At 51.5% G+C, this 24,046-nt stretch carries 22 protein-coding genes and 1 tRNA gene; 17 read left to right on the top strand and 6 right to left on the bottom strand.

Going from position 1 to position 24,046, the window contains the following annotated elements; all coding sequences use genetic code 11:
- The 9 genes from HY394_02365 (at nt 1) to HY394_02405 (ending at nt 7,683) form a co-directional block, all read left to right on the top strand.
- The gene (locus tag HY394_02365) at nt 1-1,680 is read left to right on the top strand and encodes a chorismate-binding protein (protein MBI4052860.1); all 1,680 of its coding nucleotides are present in this window, start codon (nt 1-3) and stop codon (nt 1,678-1,680) included.
- Nucleotides 1,677-2,057: a Fic family protein gene (locus HY394_02370; protein ID MBI4052861.1), complete on the top strand. Its 381-nt coding sequence runs from the start codon at nt 1,677-1,679 to the stop codon at nt 2,055-2,057. The genes HY394_02365 and HY394_02370 overlap by 4 nt, the downstream gene beginning before the upstream one ends.
- A gap of 580 nt (nt 2,058-2,637) precedes the next feature.
- On the top strand, nt 2,638-2,988 hold the full coding sequence (locus HY394_02375; GenBank protein ID MBI4052862.1) for a hypothetical protein: 351 nt from the start codon (nt 2,638-2,640) through the stop codon (nt 2,986-2,988).
- Nucleotides 2,985-3,623: an aminodeoxychorismate/anthranilate synthase component II gene (locus HY394_02380; protein MBI4052863.1), complete on the top strand. Its 639-nt coding sequence runs from the start codon at nt 2,985-2,987 to the stop codon at nt 3,621-3,623. The genes HY394_02375 and HY394_02380 overlap by 4 nt, the downstream gene beginning before the upstream one ends.
- The gene (gene trpD / locus HY394_02385) at nt 3,620-4,636 is read left to right on the top strand and encodes an anthranilate phosphoribosyltransferase (GenBank protein ID MBI4052864.1); all 1,017 of its coding nucleotides are present in this window, start codon (nt 3,620-3,622) and stop codon (nt 4,634-4,636) included. Before HY394_02380 ends, trpD begins: the two co-directional genes overlap by 4 nt.
- A complete protein-coding gene (gene trpC, locus HY394_02390) occupies nt 4,633-5,412 on the top strand; it encodes an indole-3-glycerol phosphate synthase TrpC (GenBank protein ID MBI4052865.1) in 780 nt (259 codons plus the stop codon). Before trpD ends, trpC begins: the two co-directional genes overlap by 4 nt.
- A 63-nt stretch (nt 5,413-5,475) precedes the next feature.
- A complete protein-coding gene (gene trpB / locus HY394_02395; GenBank protein ID MBI4052866.1) occupies nt 5,476-6,660 on the top strand; it encodes a tryptophan synthase subunit beta in 1,185 nt (394 codons plus the stop codon).
- The gene (gene trpA / locus HY394_02400) at nt 6,657-7,484 is read left to right on the top strand and encodes a tryptophan synthase subunit alpha (protein ID MBI4052867.1); all 828 of its coding nucleotides are present in this window, start codon (nt 6,657-6,659) and stop codon (nt 7,482-7,484) included. Before trpB ends, trpA begins: the two co-directional genes overlap by 4 nt.
- 126 nt (nt 7,485-7,610) lie before the next feature.
- Nucleotides 7,611-7,683, top strand: a tRNA-Ala gene (locus tag HY394_02405).
- A 140-nt stretch (nt 7,684-7,823) separates the two neighbouring features.
- On the opposite strand, the gene HY394_02410 is transcribed toward HY394_02405, so the two are convergent.
- Nucleotides 7,824-9,011 (bottom strand): PLP-dependent transferase, encoded by a 1,188-nt coding sequence (locus HY394_02410; protein ID MBI4052868.1) that lies wholly within the window; start codon nt 9,009-9,011, stop codon nt 7,824-7,826.
- A 183-nt stretch (nt 9,012-9,194) separates the two neighbouring features.
- Here HY394_02410 and HY394_02415 point away from each other — a divergent pair, with 183 nt between their 5' ends.
- A complete protein-coding gene (locus HY394_02415) occupies nt 9,195-9,806 on the top strand; it encodes a hypothetical protein (GenBank protein MBI4052869.1) in 612 nt (203 codons plus the stop codon).
- 34 nt (nt 9,807-9,840) lie between these two features.
- Here the strand turns inward: HY394_02415 and HY394_02420 are convergent, their stop codons facing one another.
- From HY394_02420 to HY394_02430, 3 genes are read right to left on the bottom strand one after another with little or no spacing between them, the layout of a single operon-like run.
- The gene (locus HY394_02420) at nt 9,841-10,464 is read right to left on the bottom strand and encodes an MBL fold metallo-hydrolase (protein ID MBI4052870.1); all 624 of its coding nucleotides are present in this window, start codon (nt 10,462-10,464) and stop codon (nt 9,841-9,843) included.
- 39 nt (nt 10,465-10,503) lie between these two features.
- A complete protein-coding gene (locus HY394_02425) occupies nt 10,504-11,658 on the bottom strand; it encodes an MFS transporter (protein ID MBI4052871.1) in 1,155 nt (384 codons plus the stop codon).
- Nucleotides 11,659-11,682: 24 nt separating this feature from the next.
- On the bottom strand, nt 11,683-12,801 hold the full coding sequence (locus HY394_02430) for a hypothetical protein (protein MBI4052872.1): 1,119 nt from the start codon (nt 12,799-12,801) through the stop codon (nt 11,683-11,685).
- Nucleotides 12,802-12,938: 137 nt separating this feature from the next.
- Here HY394_02430 and HY394_02435 point away from each other — a divergent pair, with 137 nt between their 5' ends.
- From HY394_02435 to HY394_02450, 4 genes are read left to right on the top strand one after another with little or no spacing between them, the layout of a single operon-like run.
- On the top strand, nt 12,939-15,464 hold the full coding sequence (locus HY394_02435; GenBank protein ID MBI4052873.1) for a hypothetical protein: 2,526 nt from the start codon (nt 12,939-12,941) through the stop codon (nt 15,462-15,464).
- A 36-nt stretch (nt 15,465-15,500) separates the two neighbouring features.
- On the top strand, nt 15,501-16,277 hold the full coding sequence (locus tag HY394_02440) for a P-loop NTPase (protein MBI4052874.1): 777 nt from the start codon (nt 15,501-15,503) through the stop codon (nt 16,275-16,277).
- Nucleotides 16,278-16,327: 50 nt separating this feature from the next.
- Nucleotides 16,328-16,972, top strand: coding sequence for a ribulose-phosphate 3-epimerase (gene rpe / locus HY394_02445; GenBank protein ID MBI4052875.1), 645 nt, complete (start codon nt 16,328-16,330; stop codon nt 16,970-16,972).
- Between the two features lies 1 nt (nt 16,973).
- Nucleotides 16,974-18,329 (top strand): NAD(P)H-hydrate dehydratase, encoded by a 1,356-nt coding sequence (locus tag HY394_02450; protein ID MBI4052876.1) that lies wholly within the window; start codon nt 16,974-16,976, stop codon nt 18,327-18,329.
- A gap of 7 nt (nt 18,330-18,336) precedes the next feature.
- Here the strand turns inward: HY394_02450 and HY394_02455 are convergent, their stop codons facing one another.
- Entirely contained in the window at nt 18,337-19,212 is an 876-nt protein-coding gene (locus tag HY394_02455; GenBank protein MBI4052877.1) for an FTR1 family protein, read from the bottom strand.
- Nucleotides 19,213-19,381: 169 nt separating this feature from the next.
- Here HY394_02455 and HY394_02460 point away from each other — a divergent pair, with 169 nt between their 5' ends.
- The 3 genes from HY394_02460 (at nt 19,382) to HY394_02470 (ending at nt 22,173) form a co-directional block, all read left to right on the top strand.
- Nucleotides 19,382-19,966, top strand: coding sequence for a PAS domain-containing protein (locus HY394_02460; protein MBI4052878.1), 585 nt, complete (start codon nt 19,382-19,384; stop codon nt 19,964-19,966).
- Between the two features lie 96 nt (nt 19,967-20,062).
- A complete protein-coding gene (locus tag HY394_02465) occupies nt 20,063-21,358 on the top strand; it encodes an AAA family ATPase (protein MBI4052879.1) in 1,296 nt (431 codons plus the stop codon).
- Between the two features lie 227 nt (nt 21,359-21,585).
- Nucleotides 21,586-22,173, top strand: coding sequence for a hypothetical protein (locus tag HY394_02470; GenBank protein ID MBI4052880.1), 588 nt, complete (start codon nt 21,586-21,588; stop codon nt 22,171-22,173).
- A gap of 48 nt (nt 22,174-22,221) precedes the next feature.
- Here the strand turns inward: HY394_02470 and guaA are convergent, their stop codons facing one another.
- Nucleotides 22,222-24,036, bottom strand: coding sequence for a glutamine-hydrolyzing GMP synthase (gene guaA / locus HY394_02475; GenBank protein ID MBI4052881.1), 1,815 nt, complete (start codon nt 24,034-24,036; stop codon nt 22,222-22,224).
- Nucleotides 24,037-24,046 lie beyond the last annotated feature (10 nt).

Genomic DNA, 24,046 nt, shown 5'->3' on the forward strand with positions numbered 1-24,046 from the left:
GTGATTCACTTTGGGTTCGCGAGTGATTCTTCTTCTGTAAACCTGCATAGCTTTCAGCACGCAAAAAAAGGCTCAATCTGCCCAACATTCAAGACCGTCCAGACATCAAACAGTTTTGATGCAACCGGGTTTTTCGCAAAACTCTCCGATTACGGCAGGAAGGAAAACTGCATTTTGTTTGAAAGCGCGGACATAGTCAAAAAGTACGGCGAGCACAGCATCGGCTCCTCTTCGCCCTGCCTGAAAGTTTCCGGAAAAGGCGCGAAATTCGGGATTCTTGCCCTCAATGCGACCGGCGAAAGGTTCCTGAAATTCCTCCACACCCGCCTGGGCTTCTGTGACAGTGTCAAATTCGCTAAAACGAAAATCTCCGGCTCGCTCAAGCCGAAAGCGCAGGGCGTTTCCGAGGAGGAAAGGCTGAAGCTGAAAACGCACGCCGACATTCTGCGGCAGATTGCTTTCGCATTGAAGCCAGCCGGCTTGGCCGTGCCATTCCCTGCTTATGCCGGCTTGTTCGGCGCGATTTCCTATGACTTCATAGACCAGTTCGAGTTCCTGCCGAAAAACAGGGCAGACCCGCTCAAGGACCCGGATTACGAACTGTTCTTCCTTGACAATTTGTTCCACTGCAACCATGCAAAAAAAACTCTCACTTTCGTGGCAAATGCCCTGCTCTTTGACGGCACGAAAAAAGAAATGGAAAATGAAAAAACGCGCTGCCTTGCGAAAATCGCGGAAATGGAAGCCGCGCTCGCAATGCCCCTGCCAAAAAAACGCAGGTTCAAAACGCGCGCCGGCAATGCGCAAAAAATGTCAACCGACTGCGCAAAAAAAGATTTCATCAAAACCGTTGAAAAGTGCAGGGAAAACATCCTGGCGGGCGACGTTTTCCAGATAGTGCCCAGCCGCACAAGCATCGTTCCCTATTCCGCCGAGCCGCTGGACATTTATTCCGAACTCAAAAAACTCAATCCCTCGCCTTACATGTTTTTCGTGAATGCGAAAAGCGGCATCCTGCTAGGAAGCTCGCCGGAAACGTTTTTGCGCGTGCAGGCAAAGAATGGCAAAGGCGGAAAGTATGAAAAATCCGTTGAAATCCGGCCGATTGCTGGAACGAGGCCGCGGGGCAAAACCGAAGCAGAGGACGCGGCCTTTGAAAAAGAACTCCTCTCCGATGAAAAGGAACTGGCCGAGCACACGATGCTGATCGACCTGGCGCGCAACGACGTGGCACGCGTTTCGATTCCCGGCACAAGGCGCGTTGAAACTCCGTATCATGTCGAAAAGTATTCGCACGTCCAGCACATTGTTTCAAACGTTCTTGGCACATTGAAGCCGGAGCTTGACTGCCTGCACGCTTATCTTGCAAGCATGAACATGGGCACTTTGACAGGCGCGCCCAAGGTGAAGGCAATGGAGTTGTTGCGCCGTTATGAGAAGACAAAGCGCGGCTTTTACGGGGGAAGCGTTGCCTATATCACTCCATCAGGAGAGCTTGACTCCGCAATCGTCATCAGGAGCGCGAGGCTGAAAAACGGCAAGGCGTTTGTGCGCGCCGGCGCAGGCATTGTCTTCGATTCGGTGCCGGAAAAGGAATTCGATGAAACCGGGCGCAAGGCGCAGGCCTGCCTGAATGCAATCGAAAGCGCGAACAAAAAAGCCGGGGCGGCGGGAAAATGACTGCAATTATTAACCTGTCTTTTGATGAAGCTATGGCAGTTTATGAGGAAGTCATGCTTGCAACGGATTCGAAACCGGCTGTCAGGATTTCCGGCACTTTGGAGCACATCCTGCTTTCATGCGAGAATTCGTTTAACGGCGAAAATGATGCCTTGTTTTTCAAGGCGGCTTTTTTGCTAAAGGAAATAATTTCAAAGCACCCTTTTATGGATGGAAACAAGCGCGGCGCTCTGGCCATAACCGATGCTTTTCTGAGCCAAAACGGACAATTTTTGGAGTTTGAAAGGCAGGATGTGGCATTTTTGGAAGAAATAGACTTCAAAAAACTGCGGGTTGGCACGATAAAAAAATTTTTGGAGAAAAAGGTGAAAGTCTAATGGCTCGCCAAAACCTTGTAAATTTCAATGTTCCTTTTGACTACTTTGCGGGCAACTTTCCTGAATTTTTCGTCAGCCATATTAATATCTCTGCGATAAGTGCATTTAAACATTTGCAGGCGGCGGGAAAATGAGCAGCAAACAAAGAACACCGGTTTCACCCACAAGCCGGCTGAGAAATTTGATAGCCGATTCTTATTTCAGGGCGTCTCCTCGTGCCAAAACGGATTTGCGCACGGGGCTGAGTGAAGGCCACGGAGGGAGTCATCCGGATTATCCGAACAGGGGCGCAATGAATGTTTTTGAGGTAATTGATGATGGGAAACCGTTAAGGGGCATTAGGAAAAGTTTCCAATTGGCTCTGCGTCTTGTGGCTGATTTCCATGGCCGGCCGGCAACTGGCATTTTGAGAATGGGCAAAGCAGGAATAAGGCGCAAAGTTAGCGGCGAAGCGGCACATCTTCTTCCGGGGCACGGGCTTGCCGGGCCACAATTTGTTGAGCAGAAGATTTTTGAAAATGTTCCGCCCGACAAACTTGAGCTTTTCATTGATATTGCCAGAAAAAATAAGGGCGAGCCGTTGGCGAGGTTTCTGGAACGTGAAACGGTTTCCGGAATATATTCTGATGAGGAACGGGCAGCCCTTTGCGAAGGGTTTCCGACCGTCGGCAGGCTTTTGGCGGCCGTAAGGGCCGGTTTGCTTGTAAAGCTGACCGAACAGGCGATAGTAGAACTTGCATATGCGCACAGAGTGCAACTTCCGAAACCGTTTACTGGCAGGCCCCTAAAAACGCACGTGATTTTGGAATATCTTGCGCCAAAATATCCTTCGCGCGAGGCGATGATTGCCGACATTGAACGGGTTGTGCAAGAAATTCCCGGGTACCAGTTTGTTGCCGAACTGGAAAGAGTTGAAGGTGAAAAAAGATGAGCAAAGGCAAAAGAGGAAAAGGCGCGCGAGGCAAGGGCATCAACGTTTTGTTCATCGACAACTTCGATTCTTTTACATACAATCTTGTGGACGAGTTTGCGAAACGCGGTTGCCGCGTGAAGGTTTTCCGCAACAACATCGCCATCGCAAAAATCAAAAGCGAGGCGAAAAAGTTCAAGGCTCGGCTGATTGTCATTTCGCCCGGCCCCTCGACGCCGGAGCGCGCGGGCAATTCTATTGCGGTCATAAAAGAGTTTGCCGGAAAAATCCCGGTTTTCGGCGTTTGCCTTGGCCTGCAGGCAATGGTTGTTGCCTTCGGCGGAAAGGTTGCAAGGGCGCCTGAAACCGTGCACGGCAAGCCGTCTGACGTGGTGCATGACGGCAGAACCATTTTTGAAGGAATTACAAATCCTTTTTCGGCGGGAAGGTATCATTCCCTTTGCGCTGTCAAAGTGCCATCCTGCCTGCAGGTTTCGGCTTTGTCGGAGTCGAAAGTCGTCATGGCTTTGCGGCACGAAAAATCGGGGAAGACTTTCTGTGAGGGCGTTCAGTTCCATCCCGAAAGCATTTTAACGCAGGAAGGCGGAAAGATTATTGAAAACATAATTAAAATGGCAGAACGTGATGGCAGATGATCCGTGACAGCCTTTCAAAACTGGTTGAGCGCAAAAGCCTTTCCGATGCGGAAATGCAGGTATGCGTTTCGGAAATGATGATGGGTGAAGCCACGCCGGGCCAGATAGGCGCGTTCCTCGCGGCAATGCGCATGAAACCTGAAAGTGCCGGGGAAGTCGCTTCCGCAATGATGGCGATGCGCAAATTCATGGTTCCGGTGAAACCCAAAACAACCGAACCGCTTTTGGACATTGTGGGCACGGGCGGCGATGCCGTGAAGACTTTCAATGTTTCGACGTGCGCGGCAATCATTGCAAGCGCTGCAGGCTGCAGGGTTGCAAAGCACGGCAACCGCTCTTTCACAAGCAAATGCGGCTCCGCGGATGTTTTGGAAGCTTTGGGCGTCAAGGTCGGCCTCGATGCGGAAAAGTGCGCGGAAATGATTGACAGGATCGGAATAGCGTTCATGTTTGCCCCGACGCATCATCCTGCAATGAAGTTTGCCGGCCCTGTGCGCAAGGAAATCGGTTTCAGGACAATCTTCAACCTGCTCGGCCCGCTCACAAACCCGGCAATGGCGCAGACAATGGTTGTCGGCGTGTACGAAAAGGAACTGGTTGAAAAGACAGCCAATGTTTTGAAAACTGTCGGAGTGGAGCACGCGCTTGTATTGCACGGCCTGGACGGATTGGACGAGTTTTCGACTGTCGGGCAGACTTTTGTCGCCGAGCTTTCAGGCAAAAAGATTTCAACCAAGACTTTTTCGCCTAAGGATTTCGGCTTCAAAAAGGCGAAAGCGCAGGACATTGCCGGCGGTTCGGCTGAAGAGAATGCCAAAATAATTCTCGCAACCCTGAGCAACGAGGAGAAGGGAGCGAAGCTTGACATTGTCTTGTTGAATGCGGGCGCCGGCATTTTCGTGAACGGAAAGGTGAAAAGCGTGAAGGAAGGCGTTGCGGTGGCAAGGCAGGCAGTCGAATCGGGTGCTGCGCTGAAAAAGCTGGGGCAATTAAAGGAGTTGTCGAACAGATGACTTCCGTCAATTTTTTGGAAGGCATTGTTTCGGCTAAAAAGCGCGAGCTTTGCCTGAAAAAGGAGAAGCTTCCGTTCGAGCGCATGAAGAAAGCCCTCAATCCTGCGGAAAAGGATTTTAAGGCCGCGATCGAGGGCAAGCAGAAAATCTCCCTTGTCGCGGAAATCAAGATGGCGTCACCTTCGGCGGGAACGCTTTTGCAGGGCGCATCCCCCGTAGAGATTGCGGCGCTTTACGCAAAATACGCCGACGCGGTTTCATTTGTTTCTGACAAATCTTATTTCAAGGGCAACATCGCGGATTTGCCGAAAGTCTCATCGGTTTCCGGCCTGCCAGTGCTGATGAAGGACTTCATAATAGACGAGTACCAGATTCTGGAAGCGCGCTTTTTCGAAGCGGATGCGGTTCTGCTGATTGCGTCCATGCTGAAAACCGAAACCCTTGCCGATTTCATTTCAACCGCTGAAAGGCTTTCAATGCATTGTGTTGTAGAGGTGCATTCGCGCTCCGAACTTGACAAGGCGCTTGAGGCCGGCGCGGAAATAATCGGCATCAACAACCGCAACCTCACGGACTTTTCAATCGACATGAACACGACAAAAAACCTTGCGCCGTTCGTGCCCAAGAAAAAGGTCGTCATTTCGGAATCCGGTTTTTCTTCAAGGCATGATGTTGAAAAGTTCCGCGGCGAAATCGACGCAATCCTTGCCGGAACCGCCATACTCAAGGCGCAGGACAGGGAAGCAATGCTGAAGGAGCTTTCAGGAAGGCAATGATTGGAGAATTCGCGGATGAAGAATTCGTGAATGAAGGATATTTGAAACTGGATGTTGGTTTTGATGGCTGGGATCGGCAGGTTTGGAAAGTTCGGCGGCATTTTCGTGCCGGAAACCCTTATGCCGGCGTTGGAGGAATTGCAGGCGGCGTTTTCAAAGTATTCGAAGGACAAGGCTTTCAACCGCGAGCTTGATTATCTGCTTAAAGAATATGCTGGCAGGCCCACGCCGTTGACTTTCGCGGACAACCTTTCAAAAATCGTCGGGGCGAAAGTTTACCTGAAGCGCGAGGACCTGCTGCATACGGGCGCGCACAAGCTCAACAATGCTTTGGGGCAGGCCCTGCTTGCAAAGCGCATGAAAAAATCCAGGCTTATTGCGGAGACCGGCGCTGGCCAGCACGGCACGGCTGTCGCGACCGCGGGTGCAAAACTGAAATTCAAGACCGAAATTTTCATGGGCGAGGTTGACATTGAAAGGCAGAAGCCGAACGTTTTCCGGATGAAACTGCAGGGGGCAAAGGTTGTTCCGGTTTCAAGCGGGGGAAAAACCCTCAAGGACGCGATCAACGAGTGTTTGCGCGACTGGGTTGCAAGTTCCGGGTACACGCATTACCTTCTCGGTTCGGCTTTGGGCCCGCATCCTTTTCCGGGCATGGTTGCGCATTTCCAGAGCGTCATTGGCAAGGAAGCCAGACGGCAGATTTTGAAAGCCGAGGGCAGGCTTCCGGATTCGGTTGTGGCGTGCGTGGGCGGCGGCTCGAACTCAATCGGCATTTTCAGGGAATTCCTGAAAGACAAAAAGGTCGGCCTGCTCGGAGTCGAGGCCGGCGGCCTGGGCATTGAAACCGGAAAGCATGCCGCGCGGTTTGCTGACAAAAAGCTGGGCAGGCCCGGCGTTATCCACGGCACTTACACTTACGTTTTGCAGGACAAGTTCGGGCAGATTTACAACACGCATTCCGTGAGCGCGGGCCTGGATTACAGCGCTGTCGGCCCTGAACATTCGCTCTTGAAGGAAGCGGGCAGGGCAAAGTATTCTTACGCTACTGACCGGCAGGCATTGAATGCGTTCAAGGTCTTGTCGGAAGAAGAAGGAATCATTCCGGCTTTGGAAAGCGCGCACGCTGTCGCGTACCTGCTCAACCACAAAAACGAGTTCAAGGGCAAGACCGTTGTCTTGAATCTTTCCGGCCGCGGAGACAAGGACATTTTCCACGCGGCAAAACAACTGGGTGAGGAAATTTGAAAAAAACAGGGGAAACGCGCGAAACGCGCTTTGAAAAAAGGTTTTCTGAATTGCGCTCGGCCGGGCGGCATGCCTTTGTGCCGTTCGTGGTTTTGGGCGACCCGGATTTTGAAACCTCGCTTGAAATAATCAGGACGCTGATTGCTTCCGGCGCTGATGCCCTTGAATTGGGATTTGCCTTCTCCGACCCGATTGCCGACGGCCCCGTGATTCAGGAAGCCGACCAGCGAGCGCTCGCATCCGGCATGGACACAGACAGGAATTTCGAACTGTTGAAAAAAATCCGTTTGCTTGACGCGGAAATTCCAATCTCGCTGCTAATCTATTCAAATCTTATCCTGCAATTCGGCATTGACCGGTTTTACAAAAATTGCGCGGAATGCGGCGTTGACGCGGTTCTCGCGTCAGACGTTCCAGTCGAGGAATCGAAGCCGTTCCTTGCCTGCGCGAAAAAATTCGGAGTGCACCAGATTTTTTTGGTCACGCCGAATGAAACCGAATCGAGGCTGAAAAAAATCCTCGCGGTCTCAAACGGTTATGTTTACGTTGTAGCGGTTCTTGGCGTTACCGGCGCGCGCGAAAACGTGCAGTCCGTGGCAAAGGGCCTGCTGCAAAAACTGGCAAAAAAAACAAGGCTGCCACTGCTCGTGGGATTCGGCATTTCGAAGCCGGAGCATGTGCGGGAAATCATTGCGTCCGGCGCGGACGGCGCGATTGTCGGCAGCGCAATCGTCAGGAAAATCGGCGAAAACCTTTCTGACAGGGAAATGCTTTTGCGTGAACTTAAGAAATTCGCCTCCAGTCTGAAAAGTGCTTCGCTCTGACAAAAATTTGCTTTAAAAACCCTTGCCAGAAAAATTTTTCTAATCGGTTATCGCAGGCTGTCGCAGGCAGAGGGTTTGAGCGTAGCGAGAACCCTCAACGTCGCACCCGCCGGGCGATGACGGCGAGGGCCTGTAGCTCAGCTGGTAGAGCGCCGCATTCGCATTGCGGAGGCCACGGGTTCGAATCCCGTCGGGTCCAAACACGCGCTTTCGATCGCGTGTGCCGAAACCAAGGCGTATCACTGTCGTGATACGCCGGGTAAGCAAAAACGCGCTTTCAGCGGGACCGAAACCAAGGCGTACCGATGCTGCAGTTAACCGCGCGGGCTTGATTGTGAATCAGGTTTTTGCAATCGCGTTTTCAAGTTCCGCAATCAAATCGTCCGCATTTTCTATTCCCACGCTCAGCCTCAGCAGGCCGTCGGTGATTCCTTTCCTTTTGCGCTCTTCCGGCGGCAGGGAACTGTGCGACATTGTCGCGGGGTGGCTGACCAGGCTTTCGACTCCGCCCAGGCTTTCGCCGTAGGTCCAGATGTGCAGATGTTCAACGAGTTTTTCCGCTGCCTTCAGCCCGCCTTTGAGCTCGAATGAAACCATTCCGCCGGATCCGGTCTGCTGTTTTTTTGCAAGGCCGTGCTGTGGATGCCCTGCCAGGCCTGGGTAATGCACTTTTTCCACTTTCGCGTTGCCTTCGAGGAATTCCGCGACTTTTTGCGCGTTCTTGTTGTGCTGTTCCATTCTCAGGTGCAGGGTTTTCAGGCCCCTCAATGCAAGGAAGCATTCCATCGAAGCCATTATGCCGCCGGTCGCGCGCGCATTGAACCGCAGGTTTTCTATGAGCTCCAAATCATCCGAGCTGATGCTGCCGCCGACCACGTCATTGTGCCCGGCATAGTATTTTGTGAGGCTGTTCAAGACAATGTCTGCGCCGAATTTTTTTGGCTTCTGGAAATGCGCGGTCAGGAAAGTGTTGTCCACAAGCAATGGAATGCCGCGGCGTTCACAGGTTTCCTTCATCGCCTTGATGTCGACAAGCTTCAGCATTGGGTTTGTGGGTGTTTCGACAAAAACAAGCTTTGTGTTCGGCTTGAGGCTTTTTTCAAGATTTTCGGGTTTTGTCAAATCAACGAAGTCGGCCTGCGCCCCGAACTTGTCCAGGACGCGCTTTGTCAGCCTGTAGAACCCGCCGTAGCAGTCGTCGTTGAAAATGATGTGGTCCTTGTTCGAGAGCGTGTGGATCAGTGCCAATGACGCGGCAATGCCCGAGCCGAAGCAGACGCTTTGCCCGTAGCCTTCAAGATGCGACATCGCCTTTTCAAGAACCTCGCGCGTCGGCGTTGACATCCTGCCGTATTCGAAGCCGTGCGGCCTGCCGATGCCGGCCTGCCTGTAAGTTACGGCCTGGTGGATGGGCGTGCAAATTGCCCCCGTTGCGGCGTCCTGCTGGTTGCCGCCATGCACGCACAAGGTCTCGAAGCCCAGCTTCTTTTCCTCGCCCTTCCCAATCACGTCAAGTGTGTACGCCATCGAAGAAAACCCTCTGCTTACAGAAACCCCCTTTATTCTTTTTATAATAATTGTTGACATGATTATTCAAATGTGAATTTAGGCTTTTGAATCCGCTTTGCCGGAGCCCCGCGCCGGGGAAAAAGCTTTTTATTACCTTTAACCCTTATTCTGTCAAAATTTTTTTAGTTTGGTGGTGGTTTGTTGAAAAAATCGTTTATTGCAGTTTCAATTTTCTTCCTGATTTTCCTTTTGGGCTGTGCGCAGCAGGGCACCGGCATTGGCGGAGTTTCCCTGAAGGACTGCGGCAATGACGCGACCTGCTTCGACGCGGCTTCGCAGAAATGCGAGGCGGCGAAAGCAACGCTTTCACAGTCAACCGAACAGGGCTCCGTTCAAACCTATGCGGAGAGCAGGGGCAAGTCCGGCGGAAACTGCGAATTTTATTCCAAGATAATCAAGTTTGACATTGCCACGGATGCCCCCGGGGTTTCGCCCGAATTTTCGGCCAAGGTGAATGCTCTTGTCAAGGGCCTTGAAGGCAAGGACATGGTATGCAGGGTTCCGGAGGACAAGGCAAAATCCCAGGTGCTGGACTTTGCCGAAAGCCAGGACCTTTTTGAAAAGTACTGCTCCGGTGCGCTGAAAGACGAGCTTTCAGCACTGCAGTCCAAGCTTGCGGATTTGGTGCAGCAGGAACTGCAGGCGCAGATTGCGGCAGCAGGCCCACAGTCCGGAACCGCTGACCCAACGGCTGAACAGCCCGCATATCCTGACTATGCTCCGCCGGTTGATGAAACGGGAAGCGCGCAATAAGCGCTTCTCCCCTTTTCTTTTTTTTTTAATTTTTTCATTTGCCGAGAATTTCGGTCCTGCCGGAATAAAGCTTTTTGAATTTCTCGGCGTCCGCAGCCGAGCCCACAATGCTCGCGTAATGCATGGGCACGGCAATTTTCGGCCTGATTGTTTCAGCCGCCTTTGCTGCTTCTTCCGCGGTCATCACATAGGTTCCTGAAACGGGCAAAAACGCGACGTCGATGTTTTCGAGCCCTGACATTTCCGGAATGAAATCCGTGTCGCCGGCGTGGTAAACGCGAATTCCGTCCATTTCAATTACAACGCCGATGCCCAGTCCCTTCGGATGGAATTTCTTGTTTGTGTTGTACGCCTCCACCGCGGAAATTCTGGCCCCGGCAATTTCAATGCTTTCGCCTGCGGACAAGCCGCTTGCGTTTTTGCCGATTTTTGCGGCACAGCTTTTGGCGCAGACGATTTTTGTCTTTTCGGACGAAATTTTTGCGATATCCTGCAGGCTCAGGTGATCGAAATGTTCGTGCGTTACAACGATTATGTCCGCCTTGAAACCGGCGGCAATCCTGAACGGGTCGATGCACACTGTTTTCGAGCCGGAAATCTTGGCCGAATCATGGCCCAGAAGCTCAAATGAAACATTCCTGAATTCAAGTTTTCCCAATCAAACACCGCCAGCATGTTTTGGTGCATTCCGGCTTTTTTATTTTTTGCCCGCATTGAGCACGACGATTGCGGTTGCGCTTGCCAGGGCGCTGAATGCGAATGCCGCCTGCGCCCCGAAAGCGCCCCACAGCACTCCTGCGATAATGCTTGCAGGCAACAGCAGCAGTCCCGTTATGCCCTGGTACGTGGCAATGGCACCAGTCCTTTTTTCCTTCGGGACAAGCTCCGAGGCAATCGTGCGCTGAATGGTTTCAGTGCCGGCTGTGGCAATGCCATAAAGCAAAAGAAGCACGACTGCAATCCAGATTTCATTGGAGATTGCGAGCAGGGCGAAGGAAACCGCGAACAACGCAAATGAGACTGACAATCCATTTTTCCTTCCAAACCTGTCGGCAAGCCTGCCCAATGGAACCGTGAACAGCGCATACGCAATGTTGAATGCAAGGTATGCAAGCGGCACGAAAGCTATCGGCATTCCAAGCTCCTGGATTCTTATAAGGAGAAACGCAAGGCTCATGTTTCCGGCGGCAAAAACGCATGATGCCAGAAAGAACCGCCTGTAGCCAGTGCCTTCGCCGGCTAAAACCTTTTCCTCGGACGCCTTTGCATTTTTTGCCGCCGGTTCCCTTACAAGCACGAATATTGCCACCAGTGCCACAACTGCCGGAATGAACGAGAGCAGGAAAACGAGCCTGAAATTGCCGGAAAAAACCGCGAGAATTGCGAACGCCAATAGTGGGCCGATTATCGCTCCAAGCGTGTCCATTGCGCGGTGCACGCCGAAAGAAAACCCGCGCGAACTCTTATCGGAAGAATCGGCTATGAGCGCGTCCCTCGGCGGCCCCCTGAGGCCTTTTCCGGCGCGGTCAACGAACCTGACTGCAAGGACATGCCACCACACGGTTGAAAGCGCAAAAAACGGTTTTGCTATCGCCGACAAACCGTAACCGAAAATCATCGCGCTCTTTTTTTTGCCGAAAAACTTTTCCAGTTTGGGCGCGAGGAGGCTGAATACGCTGGCGGTCGATCCGGCAATGCCCTCGATCATGCCTATGGCCGCCTTGTCAAGCAGGAGCACGCCTGACATGAATGCCGGCAGAATGGAAAAAATCATTTCGCTTGAAATGTCGGTAAGCAGGCTGACAATGCCCAGAACAAAGACATTCGGCTTGATTTTGTCAAAAAACCCCATCCTGCACCGCCGCGCCCAAAACCTTCAGGTGTTTCCGACCGCGCTTTTTTTGATTTCGTGGACCGCCAGCACGAACAATCCAGCAGTCCACGCGAAAGGCTTTTCGCATTTGAGCATGAATGAGTTTGCCGGAACGCCTTTTTCGTCGAGTATTTCAGGCGAGGCATTGGCCATGTTTATGATGCCTGCGATTGCCCTGAGCTGCTGTTCCGCTTCCTTTGACAACCCCATCTGTTTCATTGCAACCGCGTTCAGGCAGCCGATCCACGGCCAGCTGAAGCCGTTATGGTAATGGTATGCCCTGAACGGCAGGAGCAGGAGCGCAATGCGCCATGGCGGATAAGGCGGAAAATTGGTTTTCATGGGCACTTTCGCAAGCTGCCTCTGCTTCACGTAATTCTGCACCATCTGCGCCTGCACACCATCGGCTATTCCCCAAAGGCACGCCAAAACGTTTCCGTCCGAGGAGAAAAAATCCTGTTCCCAGAAATCGAACCAGTCGTTGTAATAGCCGCCGTTCCAGAACCGCTGGTTCAATTTTTCCCTGACGCGTTCCGCAAGCCGTGCATGTTCTTCCGCAGGTTCCTTTTTCCCGGCAATGGCGCAAAGCTTTGAAAAATCCGACAACGCCCTGCAATAACAGCAGTTCGTGTAAAGCACGTTCCCGAATTTGAGGACAGTGTCCATCCAGTTGGCGAAAAGCCCTTCCTCGATGAGGAAATCACTGTTGCGGTCCCCCGCTTTCAGCCAGGCCATCGCCTTTTCTGCCTTTTCAAAATTGTCCAACAGGAATTTCCTGTCATTGCTTTTCTGCACATAGTCAAGGAATGCCATGAAAAAAAGCGCCTGGCTGTCGATGCAGGGCGAAAAAAGCATGGGCTTGTACGATGGCCTGAGCTTCCTTGAAACCCTGCCCGGCAGCAAGCCGTCCTTTCTCTGCAGGGAAAGGAACAGCGACAGGTTCTTTTTGGAAATTTCAAAGTCCCCGAGGCAGTTCGCGCCCAAAGAGGCGAAAAAGGAATCCCGCGCCCAGTACTCGTTGAAATTCCTCAGGCCTGCTACAATCCCGTCCTTTGAATAGCATCTGCGCAGGTCGCCGGCCGCGGTTTCATACGCGAGCGCAATCTCGGTTTTTTCGGGCATGCCGCAAAGAATAGGAGCAAAAAAGCTTTAATGCTTTCAATTTGGCTGGCTTTTCTTCCGCCTTACCGGAAAAGCTTTTTAACCCCTTTACCTTTAATTAGTTCAGGTTTTTTTTGAGTCGCGGGGGAGAGAAAAAAGTGCAACGCTGGCATGCGGCTTTTCTTGCACTTCTCGCCGTATTGGTCCTTCCCGCAGGCGCATTCGCCGCGGTTTCACTCTCAATCGCAGGCGGCGCGGCATACACCAACACCGCGACGCCGCAACTCGCCATAACCGCAGATAACACGACCGACGCCAACATGTTCTTTTCCTGCACTGGCGCGGTATGGTCAGCATCACAGCCATTCCAGGCAACTTATTCGTCTTTCAACATCACTTCCGGCGAAGGCTGTTCGTCTGGCGACGGCCTGAAACCGGTTCACGTCAAAGTCCAAAAGCAAACCGGCGAAGAAACCGACAACAAAACGATAACCCTTGACACGTCGGTTCCGACAATTTCCGGCCGGACTCCGGCAAACAACACTTACACTTCCAACACACTGCCGGCAATAATTTTCGATGCCAACGATTCCGGCTCAGGCATCAACGATTCAAACACGGTTTTGAAAATCGGCGGCTCCGCTGTCGACCTGACCGGCAAGAAAACCGCCACAAGCACGGGTTACAGGATTTCATACGCGATTTCCTCTGCCTTGTCGCATGCCCAGACCGTGAGCCTTGAGGCAAGCGCGGCCGACAATGCAGGAAACACTGTTTCCTCGTCCTGGTCTTTCACAGCGGATTTGCAGGGTCCATCAACCGCAAGCGTTTCATCTTCAAGCGACACAAACAATGCGAATGTCAAGTTTTCCATAAGCAATGTTTCGGATTCCGGCATCGGCGTGACCCAAGGCAATGGAAAGGTTGCGTTTTCATGCACGAATTCTCTGCCTTCAACAAGCGTTGCGTTCGCATCAGACGTAAACTTTGACATCACTTCGTCAAGCCACGGCTGTTCTTCTGGCGAGGGCGCAAAAGCCCTCTATTTCTGGGTTGCCGATGACTTGGGCAACTGGATGCAAACCGCTGCGCAGAAAACTGTAAACTATGATATAACAAAGCCGTCCACGCCTTCAACGCCCCGCATCACAGTCGGCGACAGCAAGATTGACCTTGCATGGGATGCGGCGTCCGACAACCTGAGCGGCCTCAAGGAATACGTCATTTACCAGGACAACGCTCTTCTCACCACTACCACGTCGACAACTTACACTGTAACCGGCCTTTCAAACGGTTCGACTTATTCTTTCAGCCTGAGTTCGCGCGACAATGCCGGCAACCAAAGCGACAAGTCCGGCAGTTCCGCTGGCGTGCCGGTGTCGTCTTCCGGCAGTTCCGGAAATTCCGGCTCTTCCGATTCATCCGATGATTCTGACAGCCCCGCGCCAACTGTGCTTGTCGACTCCACCCTGCCTGATGTTTCGTTTGTCAATCCTTCCGCGGGCGACAATGTCAAGGGCATTTTTGAGGTTAAGGTGAAGGCGACGGATGCGCGCGCGATTTACAATGTGGGCCTTTACGTCGACTCCAAGGATGAAAAAAACCTTGTCGCGGCAAAGGACGTTTCGGAGAACGACGAGTTTGCCTTTTCGGTTGATTCCTCGAAATGGCCTGACGGCAGCCATGAACTGATTGCGGTTGCAACGGACTTTTCGCCTCAGCGCAACAAGAACGAGGCAAAGCTTGCGGTTGTTTTCGCCAACGCCGAAAAAAAGCCGGAGCAGGCAGTGCAAAAGAAGGCCAAAACCGAAGAGCAAAAGCCTGAAACGGTTTATTCAAAAGTTTACATTATGCCTTCCAGGGAAAGCGCGGCAAAGGCCCTGGCCTTGCTTGGATTGGGTGCCAATGCAAGCGCAGAGGCCGCGAACACTGTTTCCAATGGAACGCTTGAAAGGAAAATCGAGATTTCGTCTGATGCGGACAGCAACGGCTTGTTCGGCTTGAAAGTGCGGATTTCATTCACGAACGTTTCCGGCGGCGGCAGCCTGAAGGTCCTGGAATTCGTGCCAAAGGAAATAGCAGAAAAGGCTTCTTTAATCCGGTCGGAACTCCCCTTCAATGTCATTGCCGACGACCCGGTAATAGAGTTTGACGTGAACGCGGATGCAAACCAGAGCGTTTCAATCGACTACTGGCTTGAGGCGGATTTGAACAAGGCCGAAGCGGAAAAGCTTTCAAAGGCAAACCTTGCATCCAAATTCAGCGCGCCCCCCGTTGTTCTGCCCGCGGAGACCAAAATAGATTACGCTTCGATAAAGGCCGCGGTTGAACCAAAACCGGATGACTTGCTTTCCGGTTTTTCCGGCCTGCTGAGCCTCGCCGACATGAAGCTTCCGTTCGGGCTGAACGCGGGCATGGCTGTCCTCGGCATAATTGCGGTTTCATTGGTGTTTTTGTTCGGAGCGTCGTTTTTGAGGAAAGCGCATTCGCCGGCTGAACAAGGCGAGCCGGGGGAAGAGCTCGGCGAAAAGGTTTTCGTCGAAGCCGACGAGACAATTGCAACGGAGCCTGTCACGGCTCCAGGGCAGATAATAAAAAGGCCCGCCGATAAAAAGCGGAAAAAGGATTCCCTGGAAAAGATTGAGGACAAAATAAAGGGCCTGCGGTCGAAAGAAGATTTATAATCAATAATGGTGCAATAAAATCGGGGTTGAAATTTTTTGGGCGAAAGCTTTCTTTTTTGTTCGGGGAAAGGCGGAGTCGGGAAGACTTCTTCCGCGATAAACCTTTCCTTCGCTTTGGCCGAGCTTGGCAGGCGTGTCGCGCTCGTCGACGTCAATGTCCCGAATCCGAACATCGCGTTCCATTTGAAGATTCCGGATTACGTTGAAACCCTGAATGAATTGATGCTGGGGAAAAAGCAGCAGCACAAGATTCCCGGCTATTACAACTGGCGCCTTCGCATTGTTCCCGCGGCGTTTTCCGTGAGGGCAATGGAGAGCTTTGACCTCCGCTCTTTCAGCGCAGCGCTCAAAGGCATCTGCTCTGAAACCGATGTCATGATGCTTGACTCCGCACCAGGCCTCGGCGCGGAAGTCGTGGCGTCGCTTGAGGTTTCCGACAAGGTTGTCATAGTCACAAACCCTGAAATTCCGGCCCTGGCGGATGCGGCAAAGACAATCCACATAGCAAATGACCGCGGCATAGAGGTTTCCGGCGTAATAGTGAACAGGGTGGGAAGGTTCAGGCACGAGCTGAAGCGCAGTGAAATCCTGAACGTGATCGACAATGTTCCGATTCTGGGCGAGATTCCCGAAGACCCGTTTGTTTCAAGCGCCGTGCGTTCCGGACAGCCGGTCGTGCTCAAATATCCTGCGAGCAAGGCGGCGCGCGAATACAAGCGCATTGCATCCAAGCTCATAGGCGAAAAGTTCGTCGACAGGACCGGCGTTGTGGACCGCCTGCAATTGTTCCTTGAAAAATTCAAGCCGGTCTGAGGCAATTGTTTTAATTCCGTCATTGCATTGGTCTTTCAGGTGGTTGTCTTTTGAAAATTGCCGCATCAGTCCTGTCAGCCGATTTTTCGCGCCTTGGCGAGGAAATACGCGCTGTTGATGGCGCGGGCGTTGACTGGCTCCAGTTTGACGTCATGGACGGCATTTACGTTCCGAACATTTCTTTCGGCGCGCCAATAATCGCGTCGGCGCGCAAAGCTTCAAAGCTTTTTTTCGATTCGCATTTGATGATTGCCAAACCGGAGCGGTTCATAAGCCAGTTCGCGGAAGCCGGCAGCGACAACATCACTTTTCACGTCGAAGCAACAAGGAATCCTGCGAAAACAATAAAGATTATCCACGACAACGGCTGCAAGGCGGGGGTTGCGGCAAACGCAAAGGTTCCGGTCAAAAAACTTCTGCCATTCCTTTCAGAAGCCGACCTGGCGCTCATAATGACGGTCAACGCCGGTTTTTCAGGCCAGTCATTCATTTCCGGGTGCCTGAAAAAGGTCGAGGCCGTGGCAAAAACCAATGAAAGGGAAAAGCTCGGCCTTGAAATACAGGTCGACGGCGGAATAAACGCAAAAACCGCGCCATTGTGCCTTGCCGCGGGGGCAAACAACCTGGTTTCGGCTTCGCACATTTTCAAATCCGCCGATTATGCGAAGGCAGTGCTTTCGCTCCGGGGCCGGTAAAATGGACGCCGCGGAAAAAATGCGCATTCTCGATGCAAACCTCGCATATTACGGCATTTCGGTTGCGGATGCAATGGAAAACGCCGGCAAAGGCGTTGCCTCGGAAATCGAAAAGCGCTTCTGCCGGGGCAAGCGCAAAAAAATAGCTGTTTTCTGCGGCCTTGGCAATAACGGCGGCGACGGCCTGGTTTGCGCGCGTTATCTTGCAAAAAAAAACTCCGTTCACGTTTTCCTTGCCGGCAGGCCTGAATTGATAAAAACCCCGGAAGCAAAGCTGAATTGGCAGAGGCTCAAAAAAACCAATGCCAAAGTGAAATGCATTTCTTCTGCATCGGAAATTTCCGCCGGCAAATTCGACATTGTAGTCGAAGCCTTGGTGGGTTTGGGCGTTGAAGGCAGGCTGAAAGAGCCATTGCATTCCATTGTCGCAAAACTGAACGCCTTGCATGCAGGCAAGGTTGCAGTGGATGTTCCCGCGCCGGGCTTCAAGGCTGATCTGACCGTCTCCCTTCACAACGCAAAAGTGAATGGCGCCGTCGTGGTCGGCATCGGCATTCCAAAAGAGCTGGAAAACTTCACCGGCCCGGGCAATGTGAAAATCCTGAAACGGCCGGCCAAAAACAGCCACAAGGGCGAGAACGGAGTCGTTTTGCTTGTAGCAGGTTCAAGGAAATGGCATGGCGCCCCGGTTTTTGCCGGCCTCACGGCTTCAAGGCTCTGCGACCTGGTTTTGTTTGCCACTGCCCGGGAAAACATTCCAATAGCAAAGAAGGCTTCGCCGGAATTCATTGTCTTTCCCCTCCAATCTGCCTTGAAGGAAATAAACAAGGCTGACTGCGTGCTCATCGGCCCGGGCCTTGAGCCGAGCGCTTCAAACAAGGCGCTGATCAAAAAGCTTCTTTCGCACAAGGACAAGAAGTTCGTGCTCGACGCAACCGCGCTCCGGCTTGCGAACCCGTACTGGCTGAACGCAAATTGTGTTGTGACGCCGCACCGCGCCGAATTCAAGGCACTGTTCAAAGCCGGGCCGAACGAAAAAAACGTGAAGGCAATGGCGAAAAAGTTCAACTGCATTGTCGTCCTGAAAGGTTCCGTCGACCTCATTTCCGACGGCCGGGCGGTTTACAAGAATTTTTCCGGCAACCAGGGCATGACCAAAGGCGGCACTGGAGACGTGCTTGCCGGCCTGATTGCGGGCTTTGCGGCAACAAACGATTTGCTTTTGTCGTGCCTTGCCGCAGCTTTCCTGAACGGCTTTGCCGGCGACTTGCTGAAAGAAGAGCGCGGATTCATGTTCAATGCCCAGGATTTAATGGAAATGATTCCCCGCGCAAAAAAACTTTTGGATGAATTGTGAACGGGCTTTATTCGGAGTCGACGCCTTTCACGCCCTTATCCGTTTCATGGCCCGGCTTTTCCCGGTTTTTCCTTAAGCGAAGGTATGCCGCATAGACTATTCCGAGATACGCAAAGTATCCGAGCACCTGCGACAGGGATGGCGCGGTGTCATATCCGACAATGCCTTTCAGGATTCCGCCGACTGCGCCTTTCTCGTGCATCAATGCGTAGCTGCCGTCGGCATTCATCGGCGGCGTGATGTCGTAAACGTGTTCCACTATGACGGGGAGCGCACCGGCTTCCTCCAATTCATGGATTCCCTGTGAAAACAGGCCGGCCGCCAGCAGAACGAGAATTATGCTTGTGAATTTGAAGAACCTGCTCAATCTGACGTGCACGATGTGCCTGAAAATAAGGTATGCCGCCACAACCGCCAAGGCAAACCCGATTGCAACCGCAGCAATGCTCACGGCTCCGGAGGAAATCCTGATGCCGTTAAGGAAAAGCACTATTTCAATGCCCTCGCGGAATATGTTCACGAATGACAGCATTGCAATGCCGATGCCGCTGCCAAGCATTGCCTGCCTGCCCACGCCCCGCTCTACTTCCTGCGCGATTTTCCTGTGCTTTAACATCCAGAGTATGAGCCATGTCACGAGAGCAGCCGCAACAATGAGCGTGACTCCTTCAAAAAGCGCTTCGACCGGCTCGAAGGCTTCCTCTGCAAACCCGAACAATGCCGCGGCAAGAACGCTCGCGATTCCCGCAAAAGCCGCGCCAATCCACACGTTTCCGGCAAACCTGCCGTTGCCGGTCTTGTAAAGGTACGCGAGCATTATGCCCACAAGCAATGAAATCTCGAAAAATTCCCTGAACGCAACAATGAATTCCGCAAGAGCCATTTGCACCAGTTTTGCAGTTTTTTTCCCATTTATTTTTTGAAGCCGCCAAGTCACGCCGGCCCAAAAAGCCAGTTCTATTGTGGAACATTGTTGTGGAACATATTTTAAACCTTTCCCGTTCCTTCCGCCGGCGCAAGCCTTTAAATTCCTGAGCCGCCTATTCTTTTGCATGGTTTCCGAAGCGGAAATAATCAGGGCGCTCGATTCATCCGGACGCGGCCAGTCGATTTCCGAGCTTTCCGGCAGGCTCAAGGCCGACAGGCGCACTACCGCCAAACTGCTTGAAGTGCTCAAGGCGAAAGGCATTGTAGAGTTCGAGCGCGTGGGCATGGTCAAATTGTGGTCGGTTTCCAAGTCGCCGATAATTTCACTGCTTTTGAAGGACGACGAGCAGAGCGTCGTGCTGAAAAACATCCTCAACTCGCTTGACGAGGGAATAAGCATTCTCGACAAGGACCTGAAAATCATCTGGGTAAACGACACCGTAAAAAAAATGGCGAAGCGCCTGACGCACCTGCAGGGCAGGCGCTGCTATGAAACCTACCTGAACCGCAAGGACATCTGTGCAAAGTGTCCTGCAATGAAAACCTTCAGCTCCGACAAAATGCAGAAATCCGTAGAGCGCGGAAAGGACAAGAACAACAACTCCTACCACTACCAGTTCATCACCGCGCCGATCAGGGGCAGGGACGGAAAGGCAATCGCGATAATCGAAACGATCCGGGATTTGTCCGACTTGACAGGCAAAGCCTGAATTTTTTTTGATTGCCTGCGCAATTCAAATCACCGGCAACCCGCCTGTGTTCGCTTAAAAAACCCTGGGCAGTTCAATTTTTCCAAGCTGATTCAAATGGCCGAACCTGTCGATATGAACCATGCGTTTTCAAAGGCGCTTGAACTGATGGAAGGGACGCGCAAAAACGTTTTCATTACGGGAAGGGCGGGCACGGGCAAATCGACCCTGCTGGGCCATTTCAAAAGCGTTTCAAAAAAACGGCTTGCTGTAATCGCCCCGACCGGTGTTGCGGCTGTCAACGTCGGCGGCCAGACAATCCACTCGTTTTTCGGCTTCAAGCCGAACATCACGGTCGGCAAGGTGAAGGTTTCAAAAAAGCGCAGGATATTCGAGGCCCTAGACGCAATCATCATCGACGAAATTTCGATGGTGCGTGCCGACATCCTGGACTGCATCGACCGTTTCCTGAGAGTCAACCGCGGCAATCTTGGCGAGCCGTTCGGCGGCGTGCAGATGATTTTGTTCGGCGACCTCTATCAGCTTCCGCCGATTGTGTCTGGTGCTGAGCGCGCGCACTTTTCGACTTTTTACCGAAGCCCATACTTTTTCGACTCGGATGCCTTTGAAGGCCTCGGGCTTGAAATAATCGAGCTTGACGAGGTTTACAGGCAGAAGGACAGGGAATTCGTAAGCTTGCTTGACGGGGTAAGGCATAACAGGATTTCCGACGAGCACCTGAAGCGCCTGAATGCACGGGTCATGCCGTCCTTTGAGCCGAAAGAAAACGAATTTTACGTGCGCCTGTGCACGCTGAACAGCATGGCGGATGAAATCAACGCGGCGGAACTCGAAAAAATCAAAGCCTATGAATACCGCTTCCGCGCGGCATCGGAAGGCGATTTCGGAAACGAGTACATGCCATGCGAACAGGAACTCAAACTCAAACTGGGCGCGCAGGTGATGTTTTTGAACAACGATTCGGAAAAGCGCTGGGTGAACGGCTCGATGGGAAAAGTCATAGGCTTCCGCAGGGAAAATGAAAACTATGCAATCCAGGTCGAACTGCCCACAAAGGAAAAGGTTGCCGTAAACCCGCACACCTGGGAACTGTTCAGGCCGAAACTCGACCCGCTCCGGAACGCGCTCGCATATGAAACGATCGGCTCTTTCACGCAGTATCCTTTGCGCCTGGCCTGGGCCATCACAATCCACAAAAGCCAGGGAAAAACGTTCGAAAAGGCGATAATCGATTTCGGCCATGGAACATTTGCGCCGGGACAGGCTTACGTCGCCTTGAGCCGGTGCACGACGCTTGAAGGCATGGTCCTCAAAAGGCCGCTTGAAAAAAGGCACGTGATGGTCGACAAAAAAATCGCGGACTTCATGGAAAAAGCGAAAAAGCCGGGATGATGGCTAGAACCTAGGGCGCCCAAAGAAATGACTGGTCAAGTGGATAATTGTATGGGTAGATAATTAATAACATTCATTCAATAAATTAAATTATTTTTTGAAGTTTGCGTGTCTGGGTGATTAATATAGGAAACCCAATAAATTTTGTCAAAACAAGTTTTAACAAAATAATAATCAGCACAAAAATTCAAAAAATCAATTATGTGCAACGAATTCTCCTGCTCGTAGTGTCTTGGACGCTTATTGGCTCGATTATAGGAATAAATCTAGTAAAATTTAATCTCATTGAAGTTTCAAATTCGTCAATTATTGGTTTGTGTATTTTTAATTGTAATAATATTCAAAATGTCCAAGACAACAAAATAACCGAAGAACAAAGGCAAATTGAATATAATAAACATCTGAGGCTTGTGGATTCAACTATTGCAGAGCTAAAAAACAATAGGGGTATTGCTAATCAGTATTTTGATGATAACAAATCGTATCTAGTTTATCACTACCTATTTTCAAAACGATTTAAAACGACCCAGCTTGAAACGCTAATAAACTCTTCAGATTTTAGAAACAATAGCATTATGGGACTTCTAGGTATAGTTGAAACAAACACCAAAAGTGCAAATAAATATCTTGACAATTTAGAACAAATGTTAAAACAAATTGAAACTGAAGGGCAGTATGATCAATATGGTAAATATGAAGAAACATTTCAAAATATTTTTGAAAAAATTATTAAACCGCTGAACCAAGCGCAAGAAACATTAATTCAGTTATTAACAAAATACAAGGTTTCTGTGGGCATTAATTCTTTTCCGTGAGCAAATAAAATTTTGTGTGGCGGTTATTGAATCTTGGTCCTTTTGTTATTATTCCCACTCGATCGTCGCGGGCGGCTTGTGCGTTATGTCGACGTACACTCCGCTGATCTTTGTCTTCGGCACTTTTTCCAAAAGCTTTTTCACGAACTTTTCGGGCAGGGGGAAAAATTTTGCGGTCATTGCCTCGCGGCTCTGCACCGGCCTCAAGACAATCGATTCGCGGCGCCTGCAGTCCGTTCCAACTGGAATCAAAACTGTCGGGAACTGCCATATTTCATTCATCAGGCCCTGCTTTTCGACCAGCTTCATCACAATCTCATCCATTTCCTGCAGCAATTCAATCCTTTTAGCGTTCAAATCCTTTGCGAACAGGTTGATGCTTTCCGCCTTTTCCCGGTTAACGCAATAGACAACCCTGTTGACTTCCGGCACTTCGTTTGTGATGCGCGTTGAAACGAATTCAAGGGCCTTCCAGCCGCTTTTGCCGAACAATGCCATGACATGCTTGTACGAGCGCGAATCGCCCTGGACGCCGACGCTTTTCAATGGCAAAACCTTTGGCCGCAAACCGGATTCGGCGCAGATTCCGGAAGCCTTTTTTTCGATTGCGGCAATCTCCTTTGCGCTGGAATCACTTTTGCCATTTGAGCACAATGCCCTGATTGCAAGTCCCGGCCCGGGAAACGGGTGCCTCAAAACCATTTCATTGGGCAAACCGATGCTTTCGCCCAGCGCCCTGACTTCATCCTTGTACAACTGCTTCAACGGCTCTATGACAATGCCTTTCGCAATCATTTCCTCTATGACCGGAACGCGGTTGTGGTGCGTCTTGATTTTAGAGGCAAACTTTGTTCCGGCAGTCTCAATCGTGTCAGGATAAATAGTTCCCTGGCACAAAACCCACTGCTCATGGTTCAATCCGAGCTTTTCAATTTCCGCCTGCATTATTTCAACAAACAGGTTGCCTATGATTTTTCGCTTTTCCTCCGGGTCGAAAACGCCCTTAAGCGCCGCGAAAAACCTTTTCGACGCGTCAACGGTTGTAACATCGCACAATCCGAGCTTTTTGAACGCCTTTTTCACGCTTTTCGATTCATTCCTGCGCATGAAGCCCGTGTCAACGTGCAAGGCAAAAACCCTGTCACGCGGCAGGGCCTTACTCACCAAAGCCAATGCAACAGTGCTGTCGACTCCGCCGGAAACAAGGCTGAAAACCTTCCTGTCGCCGACAGCCCTGACAATCTCGATTATCTCCCTTGAAAGATAATTTTCCATTGTCCAGTTTGCATCGCAGCCGCACACGTCAAAAACAAAATTCTTGAGAATCTGCATGCCGTTCTCAGTATGCGTGACTTCAGGATGAAACTGCAAACCGAAAAATTTCCTGCCTGCATCAGCAACCGCCGCGGCTTCACAGTCGTCGGTGCTGCCAATCACTTCAAACCCTTCCGGCAGTTTCTCGACAGTGTCGCCGTGCGACATCCACACCTTTTCATTGCCCTGCAACAAGTGGAACAGCCCTTCGGATTTTTTGACGTGCAGGAAAGCCGAGCCGTACTCCTTTGTCTTTCCGGCAGAAACCGTTCCGCCAAGCGCCTGTGCCATTAATTGGTGGCCATAACAAATGCCCAGCACCGGCTTGCCCAGTCCGAGAATCTTCCTGTTGAACGGCGGAGCATTCCTGTCGTAAACCGAGTTCGGCCCGCCGGACAAAATTATCCCGCAGCAGTTTTCAAGCTCTTTTTCGGAAACAGTCGGCTCCTTTATCTCCGAAAAAACGTTCATTTCGCGGACGCGCCTTGCAATCAGATGCGCGTACTGCGCGCCGAAGTCGATTACAACTATGCCCTTCTGTTCCTGCATAAACTCAGAT

The organism is Candidatus Diapherotrites archaeon (genome assembly GCA_016205145.1).
Classification (GTDB): Archaea; Iainarchaeota; Iainarchaeia; order Iainarchaeales; family JACQJH01; genus JACQJH01.

Bases quoted from the DNA above. Each gene is read 5' to 3' on its own strand.
- HY394_02370 (MBI4052861.1), top strand. From the start codon at position 1,677: ATGACTGCAATTATTAACCTGTCTTTTGATGAAGCTATGGCAGTTTAT.
- HY394_02380 (MBI4052863.1), top strand. From the start codon at position 2,985: ATGAGCAAAGGCAAAAGAGGAAAAGGCGCGCGAGGCAAGGGCATCAAC.
- trpD (MBI4052864.1), top strand. From the start codon at position 3,620: ATGATCCGTGACAGCCTTTCAAAACTGGTTGAGCGCAAAAGCCTTTCC.
- trpC (MBI4052865.1), top strand. From the start codon at position 4,633: ATGACTTCCGTCAATTTTTTGGAAGGCATTGTTTCGGCTAAAAAGCGC.
- trpB (MBI4052866.1), top strand. From the start codon at position 5,476: ATGGCTGGGATCGGCAGGTTTGGAAAGTTCGGCGGCATTTTCGTGCCG.
- HY394_02410 (MBI4052868.1), bottom strand. From the start codon at position 9,011: ATGGCGTACACACTTGACGTGATTGGGAAGGGCGAGGAAAAGAAGCTG.
- HY394_02425 (MBI4052871.1), bottom strand. From the start codon at position 11,658: ATGGGGTTTTTTGACAAAATCAAGCCGAATGTCTTTGTTCTGGGCATT.
- HY394_02430 (MBI4052872.1), bottom strand. From the start codon at position 12,801: ATGCCCGAAAAAACCGAGATTGCGCTCGCGTATGAAACCGCGGCCGGC.
- HY394_02450 (MBI4052876.1), top strand. From the start codon at position 16,974: ATGGACGCCGCGGAAAAAATGCGCATTCTCGATGCAAACCTCGCATAT.
- HY394_02455 (MBI4052877.1), bottom strand. From the start codon at position 19,212: ATGGCTCTTGCGGAATTCATTGTTGCGTTCAGGGAATTTTTCGAGATT.
- HY394_02460 (MBI4052878.1), top strand. From the start codon at position 19,382: ATGGTTTCCGAAGCGGAAATAATCAGGGCGCTCGATTCATCCGGACGC.
- HY394_02465 (MBI4052879.1), top strand. From the start codon at position 20,063: ATGGCCGAACCTGTCGATATGAACCATGCGTTTTCAAAGGCGCTTGAA.
- guaA (MBI4052881.1), bottom strand. From the start codon at position 24,036: ATGCAGGAACAGAAGGGCATAGTTGTAATCGACTTCGGCGCGCAGTAC.